This window comes from Eubacterium segne (assembly GCF_014287775.1).
Classification (GTDB): Bacteria; Bacillota; Clostridia; order Lachnospirales; family Lachnospiraceae; genus Eubacterium_G; species Eubacterium_G segne.
Genome location: NZ_JACOOZ010000005.1, coordinates 173,984 through 196,253, shown reverse-complemented (window position 1 = coordinate 196,253; position 22,270 = coordinate 173,984). Strand labels below are relative to the sequence as shown.

At 34.7% G+C, this 22,270-nt stretch carries 23 protein-coding genes; 22 read left to right on the top strand and 1 reads right to left on the bottom strand.

Translation table 11 applies throughout. The features are described 5' to 3' along the window. Positions 1-17: 17 nt before the first annotated feature. From H8S00_RS08740 to tnpB, 9 genes are all read left to right on the top strand, one after another. Positions 18-1,007, top strand: a complete 990-nt coding sequence (locus tag H8S00_RS08740; protein WP_186840407.1) for an RluA family pseudouridine synthase — start codon at positions 18-20, stop codon at positions 1,005-1,007. After that, positions 1,008-1,538 (top strand): Holliday junction resolvase RecU, encoded by a 531-nt coding sequence (locus H8S00_RS08735; RefSeq protein ID WP_021953022.1) that lies wholly within the window; start codon positions 1,008-1,010, stop codon positions 1,536-1,538. Between the two features lie 115 nt (positions 1,539-1,653). Continuing rightward, complete coding sequence (gene hisZ / locus H8S00_RS08730; RefSeq protein WP_118588598.1) at positions 1,654-2,859, top strand: ATP phosphoribosyltransferase regulatory subunit; 1,206 nt, start codon at positions 1,654-1,656, stop codon at positions 2,857-2,859. A gap of 8 nt (positions 2,860-2,867) precedes the next feature. Further along, entirely contained in the window at positions 2,868-3,509 is a 642-nt protein-coding gene (gene hisG, locus H8S00_RS08725) for an ATP phosphoribosyltransferase (RefSeq protein WP_021953024.1), read from the top strand. Positions 3,510-3,518: 9 nt separating this feature from the next. Then, positions 3,519-4,832: a histidinol dehydrogenase gene (hisD, locus tag H8S00_RS08720; protein ID WP_021953025.1), complete on the top strand. Its 1,314-nt coding sequence runs from the start codon at positions 3,519-3,521 to the stop codon at positions 4,830-4,832. 13 nt (positions 4,833-4,845) lie between these two features. Further along, positions 4,846-5,433: an imidazoleglycerol-phosphate dehydratase HisB gene (gene hisB, locus H8S00_RS08715; RefSeq protein ID WP_021953026.1), complete on the top strand. Its 588-nt coding sequence runs from the start codon at positions 4,846-4,848 to the stop codon at positions 5,431-5,433. Next, positions 5,433-6,665, top strand: a complete 1,233-nt coding sequence (hisIE, locus tag H8S00_RS08710; RefSeq protein ID WP_186840406.1) for a bifunctional phosphoribosyl-AMP cyclohydrolase/phosphoribosyl-ATP diphosphatase HisIE — start codon at positions 5,433-5,435, stop codon at positions 6,663-6,665. The genes hisB and hisIE overlap by 1 nt, the downstream gene beginning before the upstream one ends. 137 nt (positions 6,666-6,802) lie before the next feature. Continuing rightward, positions 6,803-7,225: an IS200/IS605 family transposase gene (gene tnpA, locus H8S00_RS08705; RefSeq protein WP_021953028.1), complete on the top strand. Its 423-nt coding sequence runs from the start codon at positions 6,803-6,805 to the stop codon at positions 7,223-7,225. Beyond that, complete coding sequence (gene tnpB / locus H8S00_RS08700; RefSeq protein ID WP_243169568.1) at positions 7,225-8,247, top strand: IS200/IS605 family element RNA-guided endonuclease TnpB; 1,023 nt, start codon at positions 7,225-7,227, stop codon at positions 8,245-8,247. Before tnpA ends, tnpB begins: the two co-directional genes overlap by 1 nt. Here tnpB and H8S00_RS08695 read toward each other — a convergent pair. Beyond that, positions 8,240-8,911, bottom strand: a complete 672-nt coding sequence (locus tag H8S00_RS08695) for a PHP-associated domain-containing protein (protein ID WP_021953030.1) — start codon at positions 8,909-8,911, stop codon at positions 8,240-8,242. The two genes, tnpB and H8S00_RS08695, sit on opposite strands and share 8 nt — an antisense overlap. Positions 8,912-9,091: 180 nt before the next feature. Between H8S00_RS08695 and H8S00_RS08690 the strand changes: the two genes are divergently transcribed. The 13 genes from H8S00_RS08690 (at position 9,092) to yhbY (ending at position 22,264) form a co-directional block, all read left to right on the top strand. Beyond that, entirely contained in the window at positions 9,092-10,954 is a 1,863-nt protein-coding gene (locus H8S00_RS08690) for a TIGR03960 family B12-binding radical SAM protein (RefSeq protein ID WP_118588600.1), read from the top strand. After that, positions 10,944-11,624, top strand: coding sequence for a TIGR03936 family radical SAM-associated protein (locus tag H8S00_RS08685; protein ID WP_118588601.1), 681 nt, complete (start codon positions 10,944-10,946; stop codon positions 11,622-11,624). Before H8S00_RS08690 ends, H8S00_RS08685 begins: the two co-directional genes overlap by 11 nt. After that, positions 11,617-12,744, top strand: a complete 1,128-nt coding sequence (locus H8S00_RS08680) for a ribonuclease E/G (protein ID WP_118588602.1) — start codon at positions 11,617-11,619, stop codon at positions 12,742-12,744. Before H8S00_RS08685 ends, H8S00_RS08680 begins: the two co-directional genes overlap by 8 nt. Continuing rightward, a complete protein-coding gene (locus H8S00_RS08675; protein ID WP_118588603.1) occupies positions 12,744-14,324 on the top strand; it encodes an extracellular solute-binding protein in 1,581 nt (526 codons plus the stop codon). The genes H8S00_RS08680 and H8S00_RS08675 overlap by 1 nt, the downstream gene beginning before the upstream one ends. Positions 14,325-14,441: 117 nt before the next feature. Beyond that, on the top strand, positions 14,442-16,118 hold the full coding sequence (locus H8S00_RS08670; protein WP_158576781.1) for a sensor histidine kinase: 1,677 nt from the start codon (positions 14,442-14,444) through the stop codon (positions 16,116-16,118). Beyond that, positions 16,118-17,563 carry a response regulator transcription factor gene (locus H8S00_RS08665; RefSeq protein WP_021953037.1) on the top strand — a complete coding sequence of 482 codons (1,446 nt, stop codon included), beginning with the start codon at positions 16,118-16,120 and terminating at the stop codon, positions 17,561-17,563. Before H8S00_RS08670 ends, H8S00_RS08665 begins: the two co-directional genes overlap by 1 nt. Positions 17,564-17,582: 19 nt before the next feature. Continuing rightward, a complete protein-coding gene (locus H8S00_RS08660) occupies positions 17,583-18,314 on the top strand; it encodes a SanA/YdcF family protein (protein ID WP_243052978.1) in 732 nt (243 codons plus the stop codon). Between the two features lie 25 nt (positions 18,315-18,339). Further along, positions 18,340-19,515, top strand: coding sequence for a DUF4317 domain-containing protein (locus tag H8S00_RS08655; RefSeq protein WP_021953039.1), 1,176 nt, complete (start codon positions 18,340-18,342; stop codon positions 19,513-19,515). 151 nt (positions 19,516-19,666) lie between these two features. Then, positions 19,667-19,975, top strand: coding sequence for a 50S ribosomal protein L21 (rplU, locus tag H8S00_RS08650; protein ID WP_021953040.1), 309 nt, complete (start codon positions 19,667-19,669; stop codon positions 19,973-19,975). Positions 19,976-19,989: 14 nt separating this feature from the next. Then, entirely contained in the window at positions 19,990-20,313 is a 324-nt protein-coding gene (locus H8S00_RS08645; protein WP_021953041.1) for a ribosomal-processing cysteine protease Prp, read from the top strand. A gap of 2 nt (positions 20,314-20,315) precedes the next feature. After that, positions 20,316-20,600 carry a 50S ribosomal protein L27 gene (gene rpmA, locus H8S00_RS08640; RefSeq protein ID WP_118588605.1) on the top strand — a complete coding sequence of 95 codons (285 nt, stop codon included), beginning with the start codon at positions 20,316-20,318 and terminating at the stop codon, positions 20,598-20,600. 74 nt (positions 20,601-20,674) lie between these two features. Then, positions 20,675-21,958: a GTPase ObgE gene (gene obgE, locus H8S00_RS08635; RefSeq protein ID WP_118588606.1), complete on the top strand. Its 1,284-nt coding sequence runs from the start codon at positions 20,675-20,677 to the stop codon at positions 21,956-21,958. Between the two features lie 12 nt (positions 21,959-21,970). Beyond that, a complete protein-coding gene (gene yhbY / locus H8S00_RS08630; protein WP_021953044.1) occupies positions 21,971-22,264 on the top strand; it encodes a ribosome assembly RNA-binding protein YhbY in 294 nt (97 codons plus the stop codon). The last annotated feature ends 6 nt before the right edge of the window (positions 22,265-22,270 follow it).

Sequence of the window (22,270 nt, the reverse complement as noted above, 5' to 3'; positions counted from 1 at the left end):
ACAATAGGTAAGAATGTATGCAGGAAATTATTATTGGCAAAAATGAAGTCGGACAGCGATTTGATAAGTTTCTTTTTAAATTTTTCAAAGAAGCACCGGGAAGTTTCATTTATAAAATGCTTCGTAAAAAAAATATAGTTTTAAATAACAAAAAAGCTAATGGTAAAGAGAAATTAAATATTAACGACAGTGTGAAAATCTATATGACAGATGACACCATTGATAAGTTTACAGGGAAAGGAAACAGCAGTGTTTTAACTCTTCCCCATTTTTCATTAGATGTTGTATATGAAGATGAAAATATTATCATTGTAAATAAGCCATCAGGAATTTTAAGCCAAAAAGCCCAAAAAGACGACATTTCAATTAATGAATATATTATTTCGTACCTTGTTGAAACTAAAAGTCTGTCGGCTACCCAACTAAAGACCTTTAAACCGGGAGTCTGTAACCGTCTTGACCGCAATACCAGCGGATTAATTATAGCCGGAAAATCTTTAATCGGGCTACAGACAATGTCTGAAATTATAAAAAAACGTTCCATGGACAAGTTTTATTTAACACTGGTTTCAGGTTACCTTGATAAAACCACAACTATAAAGGGTTATTTAAAAAAAGACAAAAAAACTAACAAGGTTACTATTTCAAACAAAGAAACACCTGATGGAAAGTATATTGAAACAAAGTATGAGCCTATTGGTTTTGGAGAAAACCTTACATTATTAAAAGTAAAACTTGTAACAGGACGCGCCCACCAGATACGTGCCCATTTATCTTCAATTGGTCACGGAATCATTGGTGATTACAAATATGGAAATAAAAAAATTAATGATATATACAAAGAAAAATACGGATTAAAGGATCAGCTTCTACATTCATGGATAATGAGTTTTCCCGAAATCAAAGGAGCTTTATGTGATTTATCCCAGCAAACGATAAAGGCAGCTGTTCCTGAAATTTTCAAAAAAATAATTGATGAAAATATTCAAACACCAACGGAGGTTTAAATGGGAACATGGTCGTCAAGAGGGCTTCGTGGCTCAACCCTTGAAGATATGATAAATATGACAAATGAACACTACAGACAGCAGAAGCTTGCATTAATTCAGAAAATTCCCACACCCATTACTCCTGTTGAAATTGACCAAAGCACAAGGCATATTACATTGGCATATTTTGAGAAGCAAAGTACCGTTGATTACATAGGAGCCGTACAGGGAATACCTGTTTGTTTTGATGCAAAGGAATGTGCCGTTAAAACCTTTCCTATAATGAACATTCATGAACATCAGGTTAAATTCATGGAAGATTTTGAAAAACAGGGTGGAATTTCCTTTATTCTGTTATTTTTTAGTAGTTTAAATGAAACTTACTATATACCCTTTAAAGATATCAAATTTTTCTATGAAAGAAGCTTAAACGGTGGCAGGAAAAGTTTTACATATGATGAAATAGATAAAAATTACAAAATTAATTCCACATCAGGAGCTGTTGTTCATTATCTTGAAGGAATAAAAAGAGATTTACAAAACAGATAATCCAAATATTGACAAGAAATGTAAATTAGTGTAATATAATTTCATTCTGATAATAAGGTAGTGAATTACTACTTTAATTCGTTAAAGCGATTGACTAAATATTTTAGGAGGTACTATGGAAAAGGTATTATTACATACACCGGTGGGAGTCAGGGACATTTACAGTAAGGAATGTGCCATAAAAATGACAGTTGAAAACAAAATAAACAATTTATTTAATTTATATGGATTTCATAATATTCAAACACCAACCTTTGAATTTTTTGATATATTTAGTAAGGAGAGAGGATCTGTTGCCTCTAAAAATATGTACAAGTTTTTTGACAGGGAAGGAAACACTCTTGTATTAAGACCTGACGTTACTCCTTCCATTGCAAGACTTGCAGCAAAGTATTATATGGATGTTAATGTTCCAATTAAATTGTGCTACAATGCCAACACATACATTAACAATTCCGAACTTCAGGGAAAGTTAAAAGAAATTACACAGCTTGGCTGTGAGCTGATAAATGATGATTCCGTAGAGGCGGATGCAGAAATGATTGCCTTAGTTGTGGAATCCTTAAAAGCCGCTGGATTAGAGGAGTTTTTAGTTGAAATCGGTCATGTGGATTTCTATAACGGAATACTTCAGGACTGTGGTTTGGATGCAGAAACGGAAAATGAAATTAATAACTACATTCAAAACAAAAATGATTTTGGTGTTGAAGAAATTTTAAACCGTGAGGGTGTAACAGGTGAAGCAAAGGAAGCAATGCTTAAATTACCGGAGCTGTTTGGTTCTGTGGAAGTATTAGATAAGGCACAGCAGCTCACTTCAAATAAAACTGCTTTAGATGCCATTAAGCGTCTTAAATCCCTTTATTCTATTTTAGAAGATTATGGGGTATCAAAATATATAAGCTTTGATTTAGGTACATCCAGCAATTACGGATACTATACCGGAATTATTTTTAAAGGATATACCTATGGAACCGGCGACAAAATCGTTGCGGGAGGCCGATATGACAAATTACTGTCACAGTTTGGAAAAAATGCAGCTTCCATTGGTTTTGCCATTTATATGGACCAGATAATGGTAGCATTAAATGCCAAATCATATACCGGAAAAACCGATTATGAATATCAGGTTATTATATATGAACCGGCATTTAGAAAATCTGCACTATCTTTAGCAGAGGTTTTAAGAAATAACGGCATAAAAACAGAGCTTATTCCAAAAAAGCCGGATATTGCCATTGAGGAATACGTTAATTTCAAGAAAGAGGACGGTGCATCAAAGATTACATATGTTTCTAATGATGGTGCCGTGGAATTGTAGGTGACAACATGAGATATTTAACATTTGCATTAGCTAAAGGACGTCTGGCAAAAACAGCCATGAAAATGTTTGAAGATATTGGGATTGAATGTGAGGAGATGAAAGATGAAAAAACACGAAAGCTTATTTTTGTAAATGAAGATTTAAAGCTTCGCTTTTTCCTTGCCAAGGCAAGTGATGTTCCAACTTATGTGGAATACGGTGCTGCCGATATTGGAATTGTAGGAAAAGACACAATTTTAGAAGAAGACAGAAAATTATATGAAGTACTTGATTTAGGATTTGGAAAGTGCCGCATGTGTGTATGTGGTCCTAAATCTGCCAGGGAGCTTTTAAAAGACCACGAAATGATACGTGTGGCTTCAAAGTATCCCAAAATTGCAAAGGATTATTTCTATAACAAAAAATATCAGACTGTTGAAATAATTAAATTAAACGGTTCTGTTGAGTTAGCTCCTATTGTAGGTTTATCAGAGGTTATTGTTGATATTGTGGAAACAGGAACTACCTTAAAAGAAAACGGTCTTGAAGTATTAGAAGAAGTTTGTCCATTATCAGCCAGAATGGTAGTAAATCAGGTAAGCATGAAAATGGAAGACGAACGAATCAGAAAAATTATTTCAGATTTAAAGCAAAATATAAATCTTTAGGAGGCAACCATGAGAATAGTTAAATTAGATGACACATCAAAAAAGAATATTTTAAACGACCTTTTAAAAAGGAGCCCAAATAATTATGATAAATATGCCGACAGTGTAAATGAAATCCTTCAAAATGTTAAGGAAAACGGTAACAAGGCATTATTTGATTACACATTAAAATTTGACAAAGCTGACATTTCAGCAGAAAACATTAAAGTTACTAAGGAAGAAATTGAAGAAGCTTATAATTCTTTAGAAAACCCTGAATTAGTGGATATTATTAAAAAATCCCTAAAAAATATTAAAGACTATCATGAAAAACAAAAGCAGTACAGCTGGTTTGATTCCAAAACAGATGGTTCAATTTTAGGTCAGAAGGTTACTGCCTTAGCCCGTGTTGGTGTTTATGTACCGGGAGGTAAGGCTGCTTATCCGTCATCTGTACTTATGAACGTTATTCCGGCAAAGGTTGCAGGGGTAGATGAAATAGTTATGGTTACACCTCCGGGAAAGGATGGAAAAGTTAATCCTAATACATTAGTTGCAGCTAACGAAGCAGGAGTAGATGTAATATATAAAGTAGGCGGTGCTCAGGCAATTGCAGCTCTTGCTTACGGAACCGAATCCATCAAGAAAGTAGACAAGATTGTAGGACCGGGAAATATTTACGTAGCCCTTGCCAAAAAAGCTGTTTTTGGTTATGTAAGCATTGATTCTGTTGCAGGTCCAAGTGAAATAATGGTTATAGCTGATGAAAGTGCCAATCCACGATATGTGGCTGCTGATCTTTTATCTCAGGCAGAACATGACGAACTTGCTTCAGCTATTTTAGTAACTACCAGCACTGAACTTGCTAATGAAGTTTCAAAGTGGGTTGACTTCTTTGTTTCAAAATTAAAAAGAAATGAAATTTTAACTAAATCATTAGAAAATTACGGATATATACTTGTTGCAGATAATATGGAAGATGTGATAGATATCGCTAATGAAATTGCATCTGAGCATTTAGAGATTTTAACAACAAATCCATTTGACACAATGACAAGAGTTAGAAATGCAGGAGCTATTTTCCTTGGAGAATACAGTTCCGAACCTCTTGGAGACTATTTTGCAGGTCCAAACCACGTACTTCCAACTAATGGTACGGCAAAATTCTTCTCACCACTTAGTGTTGATGATTTCATAAAAAAATCAAGCATAATCAGTTTTTCAAGAGAAGCCCTTATGCCTCTTAGTGATGATATTCAAAAATTTGCCAAGGCTGAAGGACTTACAGCTCATGCTAACTCCATAAGAGTAAGATTTGAGGAAGATGACAACAACTGTCAGTAAAAGGGAGGATATTATGACAAGAACAGGCGATTGTGTAAGAAATACCAGCGAAACCCAGATAGAAGTATCCATAAATCTTGATGGTACTGGAAAATCTGAAGTCAACACAGGCATTGGTTTCTTTGACCATATGCTTATTAGCTTTGCAAAACACGGATTATTTGATTTAACTGTTAAAGTTACAGGAGATTTATATGTGGATTGTCACCATACAATAGAAGATACCGGCATTGCCCTTGGTATAGCCATTAGAAAGGCATTAGGAGACAAAAAATCCATAAGAAGATACGGACATACCATTCTTCCAATGGATGAGTCCCTTGTATTGTGTGCCCTTGATTTGTCAGGAAGACCTTATCTTGTTTTTAATGTAGATTTTACAACTGACAGGGTAGGATATTTTGACACTGAAATGGTTAAGGAATTTTTCCACGCAATTACCTATGCCGTAGGAATGAATCTTCATATAAAAATGCTTGAAAGTGGTAATAACCACCATATGATTGAAGGTATTTTTAAGGCTTTCGCTAAAGCCCTTGATCAGGCAACATTAACCGATAGCAGAATAAATGATGTTTTATCCACGAAAGGAACACTATAATGAACCAAATAAAATTAATACCAACAATATATTTATATAAAGGAAAAGCCGTAGATGAAGGCGGTGCAACGCTGTTAGGCGACGGAGATGCCGTAAGAATTGCCTTATGCTTTGACAGTAACGGAGCTGACGAAATTCTTATTTATGATATTTCCTCTACCGACAGGGAACATGAAGCCAATATCAGTACCATAATTAACATTGCAGACAATGTTGACATTCCAATGCTTGTAGGCGGAAATGTAAAAAGATTAGAAGATGTAAAGAAATATATATATACAGGAGCTAAAAAAGCAATATTATCATTAAAAAATAATCAGGAGCTTATTAAAGAGGCCTCTGAGCGCTTTGGCAGTGAAAATATATCAATTTTGCTAGATACTGATATTGAAAAATTATCATGCAACAAAGGACTTTATTCTTTAGTGATTTCAGACAAAGTAATAGCTACAGATGACAAAGTATTACTTACTAATTGTAATGATGTATATAATCTTACACCTGATAATTCACTCTATGGTGTTTCTTCAGATATCTTTAATGAAAACTTTGACTTTATGGAATTAAAGCACAAGCTAAAGGAGAGTGGATTAGCTGTAAACACTTTTGAAACTGACATGAAGTTTTCTGATTTTAAAACCAACAGTGACGGAATGATTCCTGTTATTGTTCAGGATTACGAAACCAGTCAGGTTCTTATGTTAGCATACATGAACGAAGAAGCCTTTAATTTAACCATAAAAACCGGTCGTATGACATATTTTAGCAGAAGCCGTAATGAACTGTGGGTTAAAGGTGAAACCTCCGGACATTATCAGTTTGTAAAAGAATTATCCATGGATTGTGATTTAGATACAATGCTTGCTAAAGTAAGACAAATAGGTGTTCCGTGCCACACAGGGGCAGATACCTGCTTCTTTAACAATCTTGTAAAAAAAGAATATGACAACACAAATCCCATAAAAGTTTTTGAGGATGTGTATAAAGTAATTCTTGACAGAAAGAAAAATCCAAAGGAAGGCTCCTATACCAACTATCTTTTTGATAAAGGAATAGATAAAATTCTTAAAAAAGTAGGAGAAGAGGCCACTGAAATAGTAATAGCCGCCAAAAATCCTGATCCACAGGAAGTTAAATATGAAATTTCTGACTTTTTGTACCATGTAATGGTATTAATGGCAGAAAAAGGCGTAACCTGGAAAGAAATTACAAAGGAACTTTCCAGACGATAAAAATTTATCCAAATGTGTCGTAAAACCCCTTGCTTTAGCTATGGGGATATAAGACATGTCCATCGAATTTACGCAAGTAAATGAAGATGGACAAATATATGATTGTATTAACTTTAAAATGGTAGTATAATACAGGCATGAATACAACATATAAATCCAATAACAATGTCGTCTATTCCTGCAAATACCATGTGGTATGGTGTCCAAAGTATAGGCGAAAAGTATTAATTAATGGTGTGGATGTCAGATTAAAGGAATTACTCCTTGAGCATGCCATAAATCTTTCTGTAGACATTCTGGAAATGGAAATAATGCCAGATCATGTACACATACTGATGGAAGTAGACCCGCAATTTGGTATCCACAAAGCAGTAAAGTCCTTAAAAGGATATACTTCCAGAATTTTAAGAGAAGAATTTCCGTATCTCAGAACAAAAATGCCAACTCTTTGGACAAACAGCTATTTTGTATCTACAGTGGGTGGTGCTCCACTGGAAATAATCAGGCAGTATATTGAAAATCAGAAAACATCGCAAAGACAAAAAGGTAAAATGGGATAATGCAAAAAGGTATCAAATTTAGAATCTACCCTAACAGGGAACAGCAGAATTTAATCAATCAGACTCTTGGCTGTTGCAGACTAATCTACAACAAGGGACTTGCCATGCGTAATGAAGCCTTTAGGAACGGAAGTAAAATAGGCTATTCCCAGACTTCCGCAATGCTGACGGAACTTAAAAAGTGTGAAGATTTTGCTTTCCTGAAAGTGGTGGATTCTATTGCGTTACAACAGTCTTTGCGTGACCTCGACAGAGGGTTTGTAAACTTTTTTCAGAAACGTGCAGCACACCCAACATTCAAAAGTAAACACAATCACCACCAGTCATACAGGACCGTAAACCAGGGTGGTAAAATCCGTATTGCAGGTAAATACATCAAACTCCCTAAACTTGGCTATGTCAGAATACGTCAGTCCATGGAAGTTGGAAAAATCAAAAATGTAACGATTGAGCATACTCCTGCAGGCAGGTATTTTGCGGTTCTTAACGTGGAATTTGAACCACAGCCAAGACCGAACAATGGTGGTTGCATAGGCATTGATGTAGGTATTAAAGAGTTTTACTCAGACAGTAACGGAAGTAGTGTGTCAAATCCGAAATATCTTGAAAAATCAATGCGTAAACTGATCCGTGAACAGCGTAAGCTGTCAAGAAAACAGAAAAACTCCAATAACCGCAACAGACAGCGTATTAAGGTTGCCTTAGTCCACGAAAGGATTACAAACCAGAGAAATGACTTCCTGCAGAAACAGTCTACCATGCTGATTCGTGAAAACCAAACAATCTGCATCGAAGATTTGAAAGTAAAAAATATGATGCGTAATCATAAACTGGCACAGCACATCGGTTCAGCATCATGGAGTAAGTTTTTTGATATGCTTGCATACAAGTCTGTCTGGTATGGGAATGATGTAATCAAAGTGCCAACACTTTACCCGAGCAGCCAGACCTGTTCTTGCTGTGGGTATAAAAACCCATTAATAAAAAAATGGGGCTGTGCGATAGCCCCATTTTTTAATTAATGTAAAGCAACTGTTTTGGCTTATTTTCTTTAATACATTTAATGTAGTCCACAATACTTTCAAACCTTTCCTCCACGCCAATGCCGGAGCAGGTAATATCATGATGGTGGCTGTCACCCCCGGCAGTAATTGGAAGATTATATTGTTTTGCATACATATATGCTCTTTCATTTTCTTCGTTATAATTTCCTGCATTGTACACCTCCACCCCGTGTACCTGCTTAGGAAAAAGTCTGATTTTTGGTATATATGGTCTGTCTCTGAAAGGATGAGCATGTATAACCATTCCACCATATTTTGAAACCTCCAAAAACTGCTCCTTTATTGTCCAATGTTCAACTTCAGGGTGATTAAGCAGCCATTCCTTATCAAGTCCATAAACTAAGAAATCCTGTCCATCATATGTTTCTTCCCATCCGAAGAATACCTGAAGACCTATTTTATCTCCATAGTATTTTGCCTCCTCATATCCTCTGCAAAACAGATTAATTCTTTCTTCCCATGGCAAATCCTTTGGTATACAGGTATTTCCCCTAAAAAAATGTTCGGTAATAATAATTCCGGTATAGCCTGCATGCTTGTATTCTAAAGCCTGTCCCTTTCCTGAAATAGTAGCACATGCGCTTCCGTGTTTTGTATGTAAGTGTGTTTCGTATTTGTACATTTTATTAAAATCTCCCGGGTTAATATTTCGCTTTTATTGTAAAAAACATTTCTATATAGTATTATAAGGAATGGTATAATACTAAATTAAAGCATATGTGAAACTTATTTTTACAGCTAAATAGTATAACACATTAATATCACAAAAACTACAGAATTAATATAAAAGTCTAGGAGAAATATGAGAAAATTAGCTTTATCAGATGAAATATTGTTAAATATAGAAAAGCCTGCACGTTACATTGGAAATGAAGTAAACATGGTAGTTAAAGACCCTGAAAGTGTAGATATCAGATACGCCATGTGCTTTCCTGATGTATATGATATAGGTATGTCCCATTTAGGTATACAGATTATTTATGACTTATTAAATAAAAGAGATGATGTGTACTGTGAAAGAGTATACTCCCCATGGGTTGATTTAGATAAAATAATGCGTGAGAAAAATATCCCATTATTTGCCCTAGAATCCCAGGATAGTGTAAAGGACTTTGATTTTATCGGCATAACATTACAATACGAAATGTGTTACACTAACATATTACAGCTTCTTGATTTAAGTCAGGTGACCTTACTTTCAAAGGACAGAGGTGAGGATGAGCCTATTGTTATGGGTGGCGGTCCATGTTCTTACAATCCGGAACCGGTAGCAGATTTTTTTGATATTTTTTATATGGGCGAAGGGGAAACTGAATTTTATCACCTCCTTGATTTATATAAAGAAAACAAGAAAAACGGTGGTACAAGGAAAGAGTTTTTGGAAATGGCTGCGGAAATTCCATGTATGTATGTCCCGGCATTTTATGATGTGATATACAATGAAGACTGCACCATTAAAGAAATGGTTCCTAATAACCCTCATGCCAAAGGTGGCGTAAGAAAAGATATTGTACTTGATTTTGACAAAGTAGAATACCCTGAAAAGCCTCTTGTTCCCTTTATTAAGGTAACACAGGACAGATGTGTTCTTGAAGTACAAAGAGGCTGTATAAGAGAGTGTCGTTTTTGTCAGGCAGGTTCAGTATATAAGCCGTTAAGGGAAAAAAGCCTTGAAAAATTAAAATATTTAGCTACAACCATGCTAAAAACCACAGGGCAGGAAGAAATTTCCTTAAGTTCCTTAAGCACCAGTGACTACAGTCATTTAAAAGAGCTTATTGATTTCTTAATAGAAGAGTGTAAATCACGACATATAAATATTTCCCTGCCTTCTCTTAGAATTGATGCCTTTTCTTTAGACGTAATGAGCAAGGTACAGGATGTAAAGAAAAGCTCCATAACCTTTGCCCCGGAAGCAGGTACCCAAAGAATGCGTAACGTTATTAATAAAGGACTTACGGAAGAGGATATTTTAAATGGATGTGAACAGGCATTTAAAGGTGGCTGGAATAAAGTAAAGCTTTATTTTATGTTAGGTCAGCCAACTGAAACTAACGACGATGTTGACGGAATAATGGATTTATGCGAAAAAATAGCTGAATTATATTATGAAACAGTGCCAAAAGAAAAGAGAAACGGAAAATGCCAGATTACTGCCAGCACATCTTTCTTTGTGCCTAAGCCTTTTACACCATTTCAGTGGGCACCTATGTGTACCTCCAAAGATTTTCTGGATAAGGCACGAAGAATTAATGACAAATTAAAAACTCTGTTAAACAGAAAAAGTATTAAATATCATTGGCATGAGTCAGATATAAGTGTACTTGAAGGTTTACTGGCAAGAGGCGACAGAAAACTGGCAAAAACCATTCTTTATGTATATGAAAAAGGTGGAATATATGATGCCTGGTCAGAATTTCATAATGAAGAATTATGGCAGGAAGCCATTAAAGAAACAAATATAGATGTTGATTTTTATGTAACAAGAGAAAGAAAAGAAGATGAAATTTTCCCTTGGGATTTCATTGATACAGGAGTAACTAAAAATTTCTTACTTAGAGAATGGCATAATGCCCATAATGAAACCGTAACTCCTAACTGTCGTATGAAATGTTCCGGATGTGGAGCAGCATCTTTTGGAGGAGGTATTTGCCATGAAAATTAGAGTGCGTTTTTCAAAACAGGAACAAATGAAATTTATAGGTCATTTGGATATGGTTAGATATTTTCAAAAAGTAATGCGCCGTGGTGAAATTGATGTGGCATATTCGGAAGGTTTTTCACCTCACCAGAAAATGTCTTTTGCAGCACCTCTTAGTGTAGGTGTTTTAAGTAAAGGTGAATACTTTGATATGGAAGTAAACTCCACCCTTTCCACTAAAGAGGCAATAGAAAGAATAAACGAGCAAAACGTTGAAGGAGTAAAAGTTTTAAGCTATAAATTACTTCCTGATAATGCCAAAAATGCCATGGCTGTTATGTCTGCTGCAGATTATTTTGTATATACAGATATATTTACAGACGATGATATTACCGGTTTTATAAATCAGGATTCCATCAATGTAATTAAGAAGACTAAGAAAAGTGAGAAGGAAGTAGATATAAAGCCATTGATATATTCCATCAAAAAAGAGGATAATGGCATTTTTATAAAGCTTGCCCAGGGAAGTGCTCAAAATCTGAAACCAGAATTAGTAGTTACAGCCCTTGAAAATTTCACACAAAAAAGTGATACCTCATATATTTATGAGCGTCTTGATATGTATTGCACTGAGGATGGCAAGCTCATTTCCTTAGATAATATTGGTAGTGATATAGGAGAAAACATTGGATAACAGGCTGATTATAAGTGATTTTTATAATAACATATTACTTGGATTTTATTTTATTAATGATGAATTGTATCGTATTCAAAATTTCAGTGACAATTCATTAATAGGTAATATCTATTGCGGATATGTTAAGGATGTTGTAAAAAATATTGATGCAGCTTTCGTGGAATTCGGGGACAATTTAAAAGGATTTCTTTCCCTTAAAAATATAGAGAAAAAGCCAAAGTCCGGGGGCAAAATTTTAGTTCAGGTTGCAGGAGACAAAATAAAAACCAAGGACTATGCCCTTACCTTAAAGCTAAACCTTTCTTCTGATAATTTGGTAATGGTAGTAGGTGGCAGTGGAATAAGCATATCAAGAAAAATCACGGATAATGACACACGCAACCGGTTAAAGTCGTCCCTTTCCTCTCTTGACACCGGGGAATATGGATTTATTTTACGAACTTCCGGAGCCGATTGTTCCATGGAGGATATATTAGCTCAGGCTGATTTATTAAAGAAACAATATGAAGATATATTAAGGAAATTTAATTTTTCAACTTCTAAAGCTTTGCTTTTTGAAAACAACAAAATTGTTAATGCATGTAATGAATTTATAAATAAATATTCAGGAGAAATAAAAACAGACAATGAAAATGTTTATAAATTTCTTACAAATAGCCGGATATCTGCAACTTATTTTACAGATACTTCCATAAGCTTATGTAACAAATATGCTTTAGGAAAACATTTGAAAAATGCATTATCAAAAAAAGTATGGCTTAAGTCAGGAGCTTATCTGGTAATTGAAGTTACAGAAGCGTTAACTGTAATAGATGTAAATACGGGAAAAGCAGAATTTCATAATAACAAAGAAAAAACATTTGAAAAAATCAATCTTGAGGCAGCCCTTGAAATTTCTAAGCAGCTTAGGATTCGTAATATTTCAGGAATTATAATTGTAGATTTTATAAATATGTCTAAAAAAGAAAGTTGCCAAAATCTTGAAGATATCTTAAAATCATATGTTGACTGTGATTACGTTAAATGTAATATATGGGGAATGACACATTTAGGCTTAATGGAAATTTCCCGCCAAAAAAAAGAAAAGCCATTAAAGGAAATAGTAGGTGATAAGTAATGAAAAATAAACAGATAATTAGTGTATTGTTATGCATTGCACTGGCATTATCGCTGTTTTGCAGTTGTGGAAAAAAAGAAAAAGCAGAAAAATATACAGATTTGTCATGGTATATAAATTTTTCGTGGTTTAATACAGACTGGGGTAATAACATTGTATCAAAGGCCATTACCAGGAAAACCAAGTGTAACATCAGCTTTATTACACCAACCGGCAATCCCAATGAGAAGCTGGATTCAATGATTGCCTCTGATTCCCTTCCTGATTTAATAACTCTGGGATGGTGGGAACCTGAAATAAGTGAAATGATAAACGATAAGAAAGTATATGCTCTGGATAAACTTGCAGATGAATACGATACTTACTTTTATAACGTTGTAAATGAGCAGGTTGTAAAGTGGCACTCACGACCTAACGGACATTTATACGGCTATCCAAATTCAGCCTGTTCTCCGTCAGATTACGAAAAATATGATAATTTAGCTTCCAATGAAGCCTTTCTTGTAAGAAAGGATATTTACGAAGCCATTGGAAGTCCTGATATGACTACACCTGAAGGCTTTGTTAAAGCAGTAGAAAAAGCAGCCAAAATGTTTCCTACAATTGACGGAAATGAAATGATTCCTGTAGGTTGTACTGAATTTAACGATATAGGCTGTGATTCCTTTGATAATTATCTTTTGGATTTCTTAGCAGTTCCTTACGTTGACAAAAAAGGGAATGCCATTGACCGTTTAAAAAACAAGGACTATATTACATGGCTTAAAGCCTTTAGAAAACTTGGCGGAGAAGGTCTTTTAAAGGATGAAATTTTTGTTGAGAGTCGAACCCAGAAATCTGAAAAAATTAATAACGGACAATACTTCTGCATGATATATCAATATACGGATTTATCTGATCAGGAAAAAAATCTTTATAAAAACAATCCCGATAGCATATACATTGCCGTTGACGGTCCGAAAAATCTTTCCGGTGACGACTACACTCTTCCGGGAACAAGCGTAAATGGCTGGACTGTAACCATGATTTCAAAGAAGTGCCAAAACCCTAAGGCTGCCATAAAACTTCTCACATACCTTTTAAGTGAAGAAGGGCAGAAAATGACATGGTTAGGAACCCAGGGTGAGATGTGGGACTACAACAAAGATGGTGTTCCTGAAATAAAGGATGACGTTAGAAAGCTTCTATACACTGACCGTAAAAAATACAACAGTATATATGGAGGTGATTCCTGTTACTGGATGATGCAAAATGATGCCATGGCATCCCAGTGGATTAAGGATGATCCTGATAATCCCGTTACCCAGCTAAAAAAATGGTCATATCCTTATACCACATACGTTGGGCAATATACCATTGTTTTTGACACTTCAACAGATGTTGGAAAAATTAAAAACAAAGCCGAAAAAAAATGGGGTGACGTTTTACCTCTTTTATTACTATCAAAATCCGACAGGGAATTTGATAAAATTTATAACAACTATATGAAAGAAAGATATCAGATGGGATACGAAAGGGTGTTAAGTGCCCTTACATTAAAAATACAGGAAAATATAGAAAAGTTAGGTTTAGATAAATAAATGAAACGTGTTTCTAATAAAATCAAATTTAAAATGCATATAAACTCCCTAAGCGGCAAAGTAATTATTATAATTACCACATTTATAATTTTATGTGCCGTTTCCTGGACTATTATTATGTTTATAAACATGAGCGGCAATGCCAAAGATATTGCATTAAAAGACGAAAAAATTTATATGAAAACTTTTTTGCAAAATGCCAATGATATACAGGAAGTTTGTAATTTAGCCAAACAGACAATAGAACAAAATGACTCCATTAAGGATTATATAAAGTTAAGACAAAAAGGTGAGGAATTAAGTTCTTCTGAAAAAATCAATTTTTACAAAAAAGAACTGTCTGCCCTTGAAACCATGACCACTATTAATCCTTACATATATCAGGTGCGGCTTTTTGTAAACGCTGACATTACAGAGAAAAAACCATCATTTTACAAAATAAGCCGTCTTTCAAATATGGACTGGGCAGATACTTATAAATACAGTCCATGGCAGATAGATTATTTAGATAAGGTGTTTCCTGATAGTGTAAATAAAAACTCTCACCTGATAGGTTTAGTAAGCCAGATAAAAGATGACAACGGCAGACTCCTTGCTATTTTAGAAATATCAACGCCTCTTGAAAATATGTTTTCAGGATATTTTGACGAAAATAACAGTGAACTATGCTGTTTTGTGGACAATAACGGTGGCATTTATTCTTCAGACAAAAACAAAAAGATTTTTGATAAAAACAGAAAAAAACTGTTTGAATTTACATATAAATTAAAAAACAAGTCAGTTTTTGCAACTTTTAACAATCAAAGCTGTATTGTTTCTGTATCTGATTTACCTTCCATGAATGGATGTTTTGTACATATAAAAGGAATAAAAGATACCGTTGACTCCTTTTATATGAGCCAGATACCTTACTTGTACGTTATGCTTATTTCAACGGCAATATTCATAATTATTGTATTTTTTATGATAAGAAATATTTTTAGAAGATTTAATATTCTAACCAGTGAAGTTGCCCAAATTGAAAATGGCGAGAACATTAAACTTACAGAATCAGGAAATGATGAAATATCAGAGCTTGGTAAACAAATAAACAAAATGGTTGTTTCCCTTGATGAGTTAAACCGGGAAAATACCCAAAAACAGCTGCTGGTAAAAAATGCAGAGATTAAATCCCTACAAAATCAGATAAATGCTCATTTTATGTATAATGTTCTTGAAACAATAAAAATGATGGCTGAAATTAAGTCTGAGTTTGAAATATCAGATGCCATTACATCCCTGGGGCAAATGTTCAGATATAGTATGAAATGGACCTCAGGTATGGTAGAATTAAGCGAGGAGATTCATTACATACAAAATTATTTAAATCTTCTAAATTTAAGATTTGACTACGAAATATATTTGTCTCTTAATATACCTGATAAATATATGAAACTTAGAATACCTAAAATGTCTCTACAGCCTTTAGTAGAAAATTCCGTATACCACGGTATTGAAAATATGGCAGAAGACACTTATATTTATATTAAGGCATTTGAAGAAAATAATGTAGTCAATATAGAAGTATCCGATGCCGGTGCAGGTATGTCCGAAGAGAAATTACAGGAACTTAGAGAACGTATAAATGCCGCTGATGGAGTTGATGAATCTAAGGAACACGGACGTGCTTTATATAACGTTTCTAAACGACTAAAAATGTATTTTGGAGCCGAATACGGTTTACAGATTTTTTCAAAAGAAGGCGTATACACAAAAGTGCTTATAAAAATACCACTTGACAAGGAGAATCAATAATGAAAACTTTACTTTTAGTTGAAGATGAGAAATTAATAAGGCAGGGCGTTCGCTCTATGATTGAGAGAAGCGGTGTGGAAATAGAAAATATTATTGAATGTAACAACGGTGAAGCTGCTCTTGAAATTCTAAAAAATCAGGAAGTGGACGTAATGTTTACAGATATTAGAATGCCTAAAATGGATGGAATTACATTAGTAAGCAAAGCTTCAGAATTTAAGAAGAAGCCTTTAATAGCCGCAGTAAGTGGATTTGATGATTTCGACTATGCGGTAGGTATGCTTAAAAACGGAGTTCAGGAATATATTTTAAAACCTGTAGATAGAAAAAAAATCACGGAAACATTAGTTAAGTTTGAAGACATCTATGAAGCAGAACAGGAAAAATACATGCAGGAGCGTAACGTAGCCTTCCAGCAGCTTAAATATATGATTTTCTGCGATGATATTACCGTGGCAGAACTTGAAAACACATGCCATATAATACACAAATACATTCCTTTTGATAAGTATGCAGTATTTTGTTTTAGTGCAAAGGAAGACGATAATGAATTTACGGAAAAGGATAAGTATTTCTATGTTCAGGGGCGTGACTCTCTTAACTTTATTATTACTGATGCCCAATATTTTAACGATGTTAAAGCCAAACTTCAGCATTACTATGTTGGTGTAAGTTTAGTATATGAAAATTTCTTTGACGTTAAACAGGCTTTTTGCGAAGCTGCCCAAATGAGAAGATTTTCCTTTGAAAAATGCGAAAAGTTAGTAGATGCAGATGGTTTCAAAGAACTTCCTAAAGACTTTGAATATGGTGTTAAATATATGATGCAGACAGCCAATCTTATTTGTTCAAACAAGTTAGAGGAAGCTATATCACAGCTTACTGCATTTTCAGAAGGTGTAAAGTCCGGCAAATACAACATTAATGAGTTTCAGGAGCAAATGAAAATAATTATAAGAACCACAATGAAGGTTTATAAAAATGTTTTAGCCAACAAAGAAGAGGACATTAATGAATTAGCTGATATATATGCCTTTGAAACCATTGATGTATACATGGATGTGATAAAAGAATGGATTAACCATTTTAACGAACTTGTAGGTCAGGATATAGACGAACACAAAACTAATATAAAAATGCAAAAAGCTATTGAATATATAAAGGAAAAATATGCTACAGACTTGAATATGGCTGTTGTTTCTAATTATATATCCATGAATTATTCATTATTTTCTTATACATTTAAGCAGTATACCGGAACTAATTTTGTCAACTACTTAAAAAACATCCGTGTTGGAGAAGCAAAAAAACTTCTTACTGAAACAGATATGAAAATAAATGAAATTTCTCAGGCTGTAGGATACGACCATGAAAAACACTTTATGAAAACCTTCAAAAGTATTACAGGTCTTACTCCTTCACAGTACCGTAATAATTTAGGTTAAATCTAAAGGAGAAAGCAGAATGAAAAAGTGCAAAGACCAAAAAGGTACTAAAGTGGACAAGAAACAAAAAGGTGGATTTAAAAAAATGCTGATAAAAATTTTCCTATGGATACTTTTTATTTGTCTCGTAACACTGTTAGCAGTTGTTGGTATAAATCTGTACATGACTAACTCTGTATCCGAAAATGTCATTTCATTAGAGGATGCTAAAGATATGGATGCTGACTGCATTATTGTTTTAGGTGCCGGAGTGAGAAAAGACGGCTCACCTACTAATATGCTTGAAGATAGAATTATAATCGGTGACAGATTATATAAGGACAATGCAGCCGGTAAAATACTTATGTCAGGGGATCATGGCAGAGAAAATTATGACGAAGTAAATACCATGAAAAATTACGCAATTAACGAAGGTGTTCCTTCAGAGGATATATTTATGGATCACGCAGGTTTTGAAACCTACGATTCAATGTATCGTGCAAAGGAAATTTTTGGTGCCAGAAAAGTGATTATTGTTACCCAGAAATATCATTTGTACAGGGCTCTTTATATTGCCAAAAGCTTAGGACTTGATGCCTATGGTGTATCATCGGATTTACGGTACTACAGCAAAAAAATGATATATTGGCAGTTTAGGGAATATATTGCAAGGATAAAGGCATTTGGCAAGTGCATTGCCCGTCCGGAACCTAAATATTTAGGTGATAAAATAGACTTAAAGGGTAGCGGTGACATAACTAACGACAAATAAACTACAACAACCAAGGGAGGCTATAATGGATAAAAAATCTATTGGTGAATTACGAAGAAGACTAAAGAAAGACAGCTGCACATTTACAAAAATGTGTGGATGTTATGTAAATGATTCAAAAAATAAAGTTATAAAATTAGATGAAACATTTTTAAATTTGGAAGATGAAGAATATTATAAATATTTAGAAATTGCAAAAAAAGTTTTATCCACAAATGTTGGAAATAATATACTTGAACTGGATTTCCCACTTGAAGAAGAACAGCCGGGAGGCCATCAGCAGTTCCTTTTAGGAATTAAGAAAAGCGGTTTAAAGGATCAGGGATTATTGGATGCTTTCTATGACATGGTTATAGAAAAATATGACTCTTTAGGCAACTATCTTATTTTACTGTTCCATGATGTATATGACGTTATGACTAAAACAACAGATAATAACAAGCTTGATGAATCAGAAGAAGTGTATGAGTACATAATATGTGCCATTTGTCCTATGATTTTATCAAAGCCGGGACTTGGATATAACAAAAGCGATATGCGCATTGGAACCCTTAACAGGGAGTGGATGGTTGGAATGCCTGAAACAGGATTTATTTTCCCGGCATTTAACGAAAGAAGCAGTGACATTCATTCAGTATTAATGTACACGGCTGACAGCAAGAATCCTCATAATGAGTTAATTCAGGATATACTGGGATGCCGTGAGAAACTTACCTTTGTCCAGAAGCAGAACGTACTTTGCGATATGGTATCTGATGTAACTTCTGAGGATGATTTAAAAGAGGTTATGGAATCAGTTAATATTGAACTGGCGCAGATTTCTGATTCAGAGCCTGAAACAGTAGTAAACGAAGAAAATATAAAAAGTGCCCTGACTTATGCAGGAATAGAAGAGAATAAAGCCGACAAAATCGGTAAAGAATATATTACTGCAATAGATAAAGACGAACTGCCTCTTTTAGGAGATATTATTCCTAATAAAGCAGTAAAGGCAGTAAAGGACAATAACGAAAAAGTGCTTTTAAAAGAAGAAATAAAAGAGCTTAACAGAAAAATTGCCCAGGCCTATGATACAGAGGGAAGTGATATAATAATTAAGGTAAACGATGAGAAGCGTGAACTTATACGCCAGGAAGATATTGACGGTGAAACCTATTTAGTTATTCCAATATCTCAAAATGACAGTATAAAAATAAATTAATAACCTAAATCATGTAATATATCGTCAAAAATCAATTGACATCTACATCTTATGATGTTATTATACAATGGTATGCCGCTCAGTGTGGTTATAAGTACTGCATATGCAGTCACCGAAGCTGGCGAGTAATGAGTAATAGGAGGTGCCCATAATGTACGCAGTTATAGCAACAGGTGGTAAACAGTATAAGGTTTCTGAAGGCGAAACAGTTAGAGTTGAAAAGCTCGGCGTTGAAGCTGGAAACAAGTTTACTTTTGATCAGGTTCTTTTGGTTAGCGGTGATGATGTTAAGGTTGGTAACCCAACAGTTGACGGTGCATCAGTTGAAGCTACAGTTGTTGGCGATGGCAAGGCTAAGAAAGTTATCGTTTACAAGTACAAGAGAAAAACCGGATATCATAAAAAGAATGGTCATAGACAGCAGTATACAGAGCTTAAGATTGACAAGATCAATGCATAGTGAAGGTATAAGATATGACAAACATTACTATTTATTGCAGTAATAATGATTATGTTGGTTTTCGTGTAAGCGGACACAGCGGATATTCGGAAGCCGGATATGACATTGTATGTGCAGGCATTTCTGCTTTAACCATTAACTGCATGAATTCCATTGAAGAACTTACTGAAGAAAGATTCAGTGTTTTTCAACATGAGGATGACGGCGTTATTGATTATATGCTAGACGACAAGCCCGGCATGGAAGCAGAAATTTTACTTAAATCTCTTGTTTTAGGACTTAGGGATTTGGAAAAAGAATACAAAGATTTTATATCATTAGATTATAAGGAGGTATAGCTATGATGAAGATGAACCTTCAGTTCTTCGCTCATAAAAAAGGTATGGGTTCTACAAAGAACGGTAGAGACTCAGAGTCAAAGAGACTTGGTGCTAAAAGAGCAGACGGACAGTTTGTTTTAGCAGGAAACATTCTTTACAGACAGCGTGGAACAAAGATTCACCCGGGCGTTAACGTAGGACGTGGTGGTGACGATACATTATTTGCTACAGCTGATGGAATCGTAAGATTTGAAAGAAAAGGCAGAGACAAGAAACAGGTTTCTGTTTATCCGGTAGCTGAATAATTTATACACGAACAGTATTGGGCTTCAAATCAGGTTTTGATTTGGAGCCTATTTTAAATAATGGAGGATTTATCATGTTTGCAGATTTTGCTAAAATTTTTATCCAATCCGGAAAAGGTGGAGACGGACACGTCTCATTTAGAAGAGAATTATATATACCAAACGGTGGCCCAAACGGTGGCGACGGCGGAAAAGGTGGAGATGTAATATTTGAAGTTGATAAAGGACTTAATACTCTTTATGAATTCAGACATAAACATAACTACAAAGCGGAACCGGGACAGGAAGGCGGAAAACAGAATAAAACAGGTAAGAATGGTGCAGACCTTATTATAAGAGTTCCTGAAGGTACCATTATAAGAGAAGCTGAAACCGGCAAAATTGTTGCAGATATGAGTGGCAAAAATCAACGTGTCATTGTACTTAAAGGCGGACGTGGTGGTAAGGGAAATCAGCATTACGCCACAGCTACAATGCAGGTTCCAAAGTATGCCCAGCCGGGTCAGAAAAGCATGGAATTAAATGTTACCCTTGAATTAAAGAGTATTGCCGATGTAGGACTTGTAGGTTTTCCAAATGTAGGTAAATCAACTCTTTTATCAAGAGTTACCAATGCAGACCCGAAAATTGCCAACTATCACTTTACAACATTAAATCCTAACCTTGGTGTTGTGGATTTAGATGGTGGAAGGGGTTTTGTAATCGCAGATATTCCAGGATTAATTGAAGGGGCATCTGAAGGAGTAGGATTAGGTCACAAATTCTTAAAGCATATTGAAAGAACCAAAGTAATCATTCATATGATAGACGCAGCTTCCGTAGAGGGACGTGATCCTATAGCTGATATTAAGGCTATTAATAAGGAGCTTGAAGCATACAACCCTGAACTTCTTACCCGTCCTCAGGTTATAGCTGCCAACAAAATCGATGCTATATATGGTGACACTAACGAGGTTATCGATAAAATCAAGGCAGAATTTGAACCGGAAATTAAAGTATTTCCAATATCTGCCGTAAGCGGTAAGGGACTTAAAGAATTATTATTCTATGTAAGGGAAATGCTTGATCAGTTTGATGATGCCCCAACAGTATATGAACAGGAATATAACCCTGAAGATTACCAGTTAGGAATTGAATTACCATACACGGTAGAAAAAATCGAAGACGGACTTTATTCTGTTGAGGGACCTAGAATTGAACGTATGCTTGGTTATACAAATATTGATTCGGAAAAAGGATTTATGTTCTTCCAGAACTTTATGAAGGATAATGGCATATTGGAAGAATTGGAAAATCTCGGTATAGAAGACGGTGATACAGTAAAAATTTATGGTCACCAGTTTGATTATTACAAATAAATGGAGAAAAAAATGAATAGTAAACAGCGAGCATATTTAAGAAAAATTTCAGCAATGGAACAGCCTATATTTCAGGTTGGTAAGTCCTCCGTAACACCGGAACTTACATCAGCCATTGATGAAGCCTTGGAAAAAAGAGAATTAATTAAAATAAACATATTAAAGAACTGCTTTGATGACTGCCATCAGGTTGCTCAGGTTTTAGCTGAAAGAACAAAGTCAGAAGTGGTTCATGTTATTGGTCGTAAAATTGTATTATACAGACCTGCAAAAGAAGAAAAGAACAGAAAAATCATTTTACCGTAATTAAAG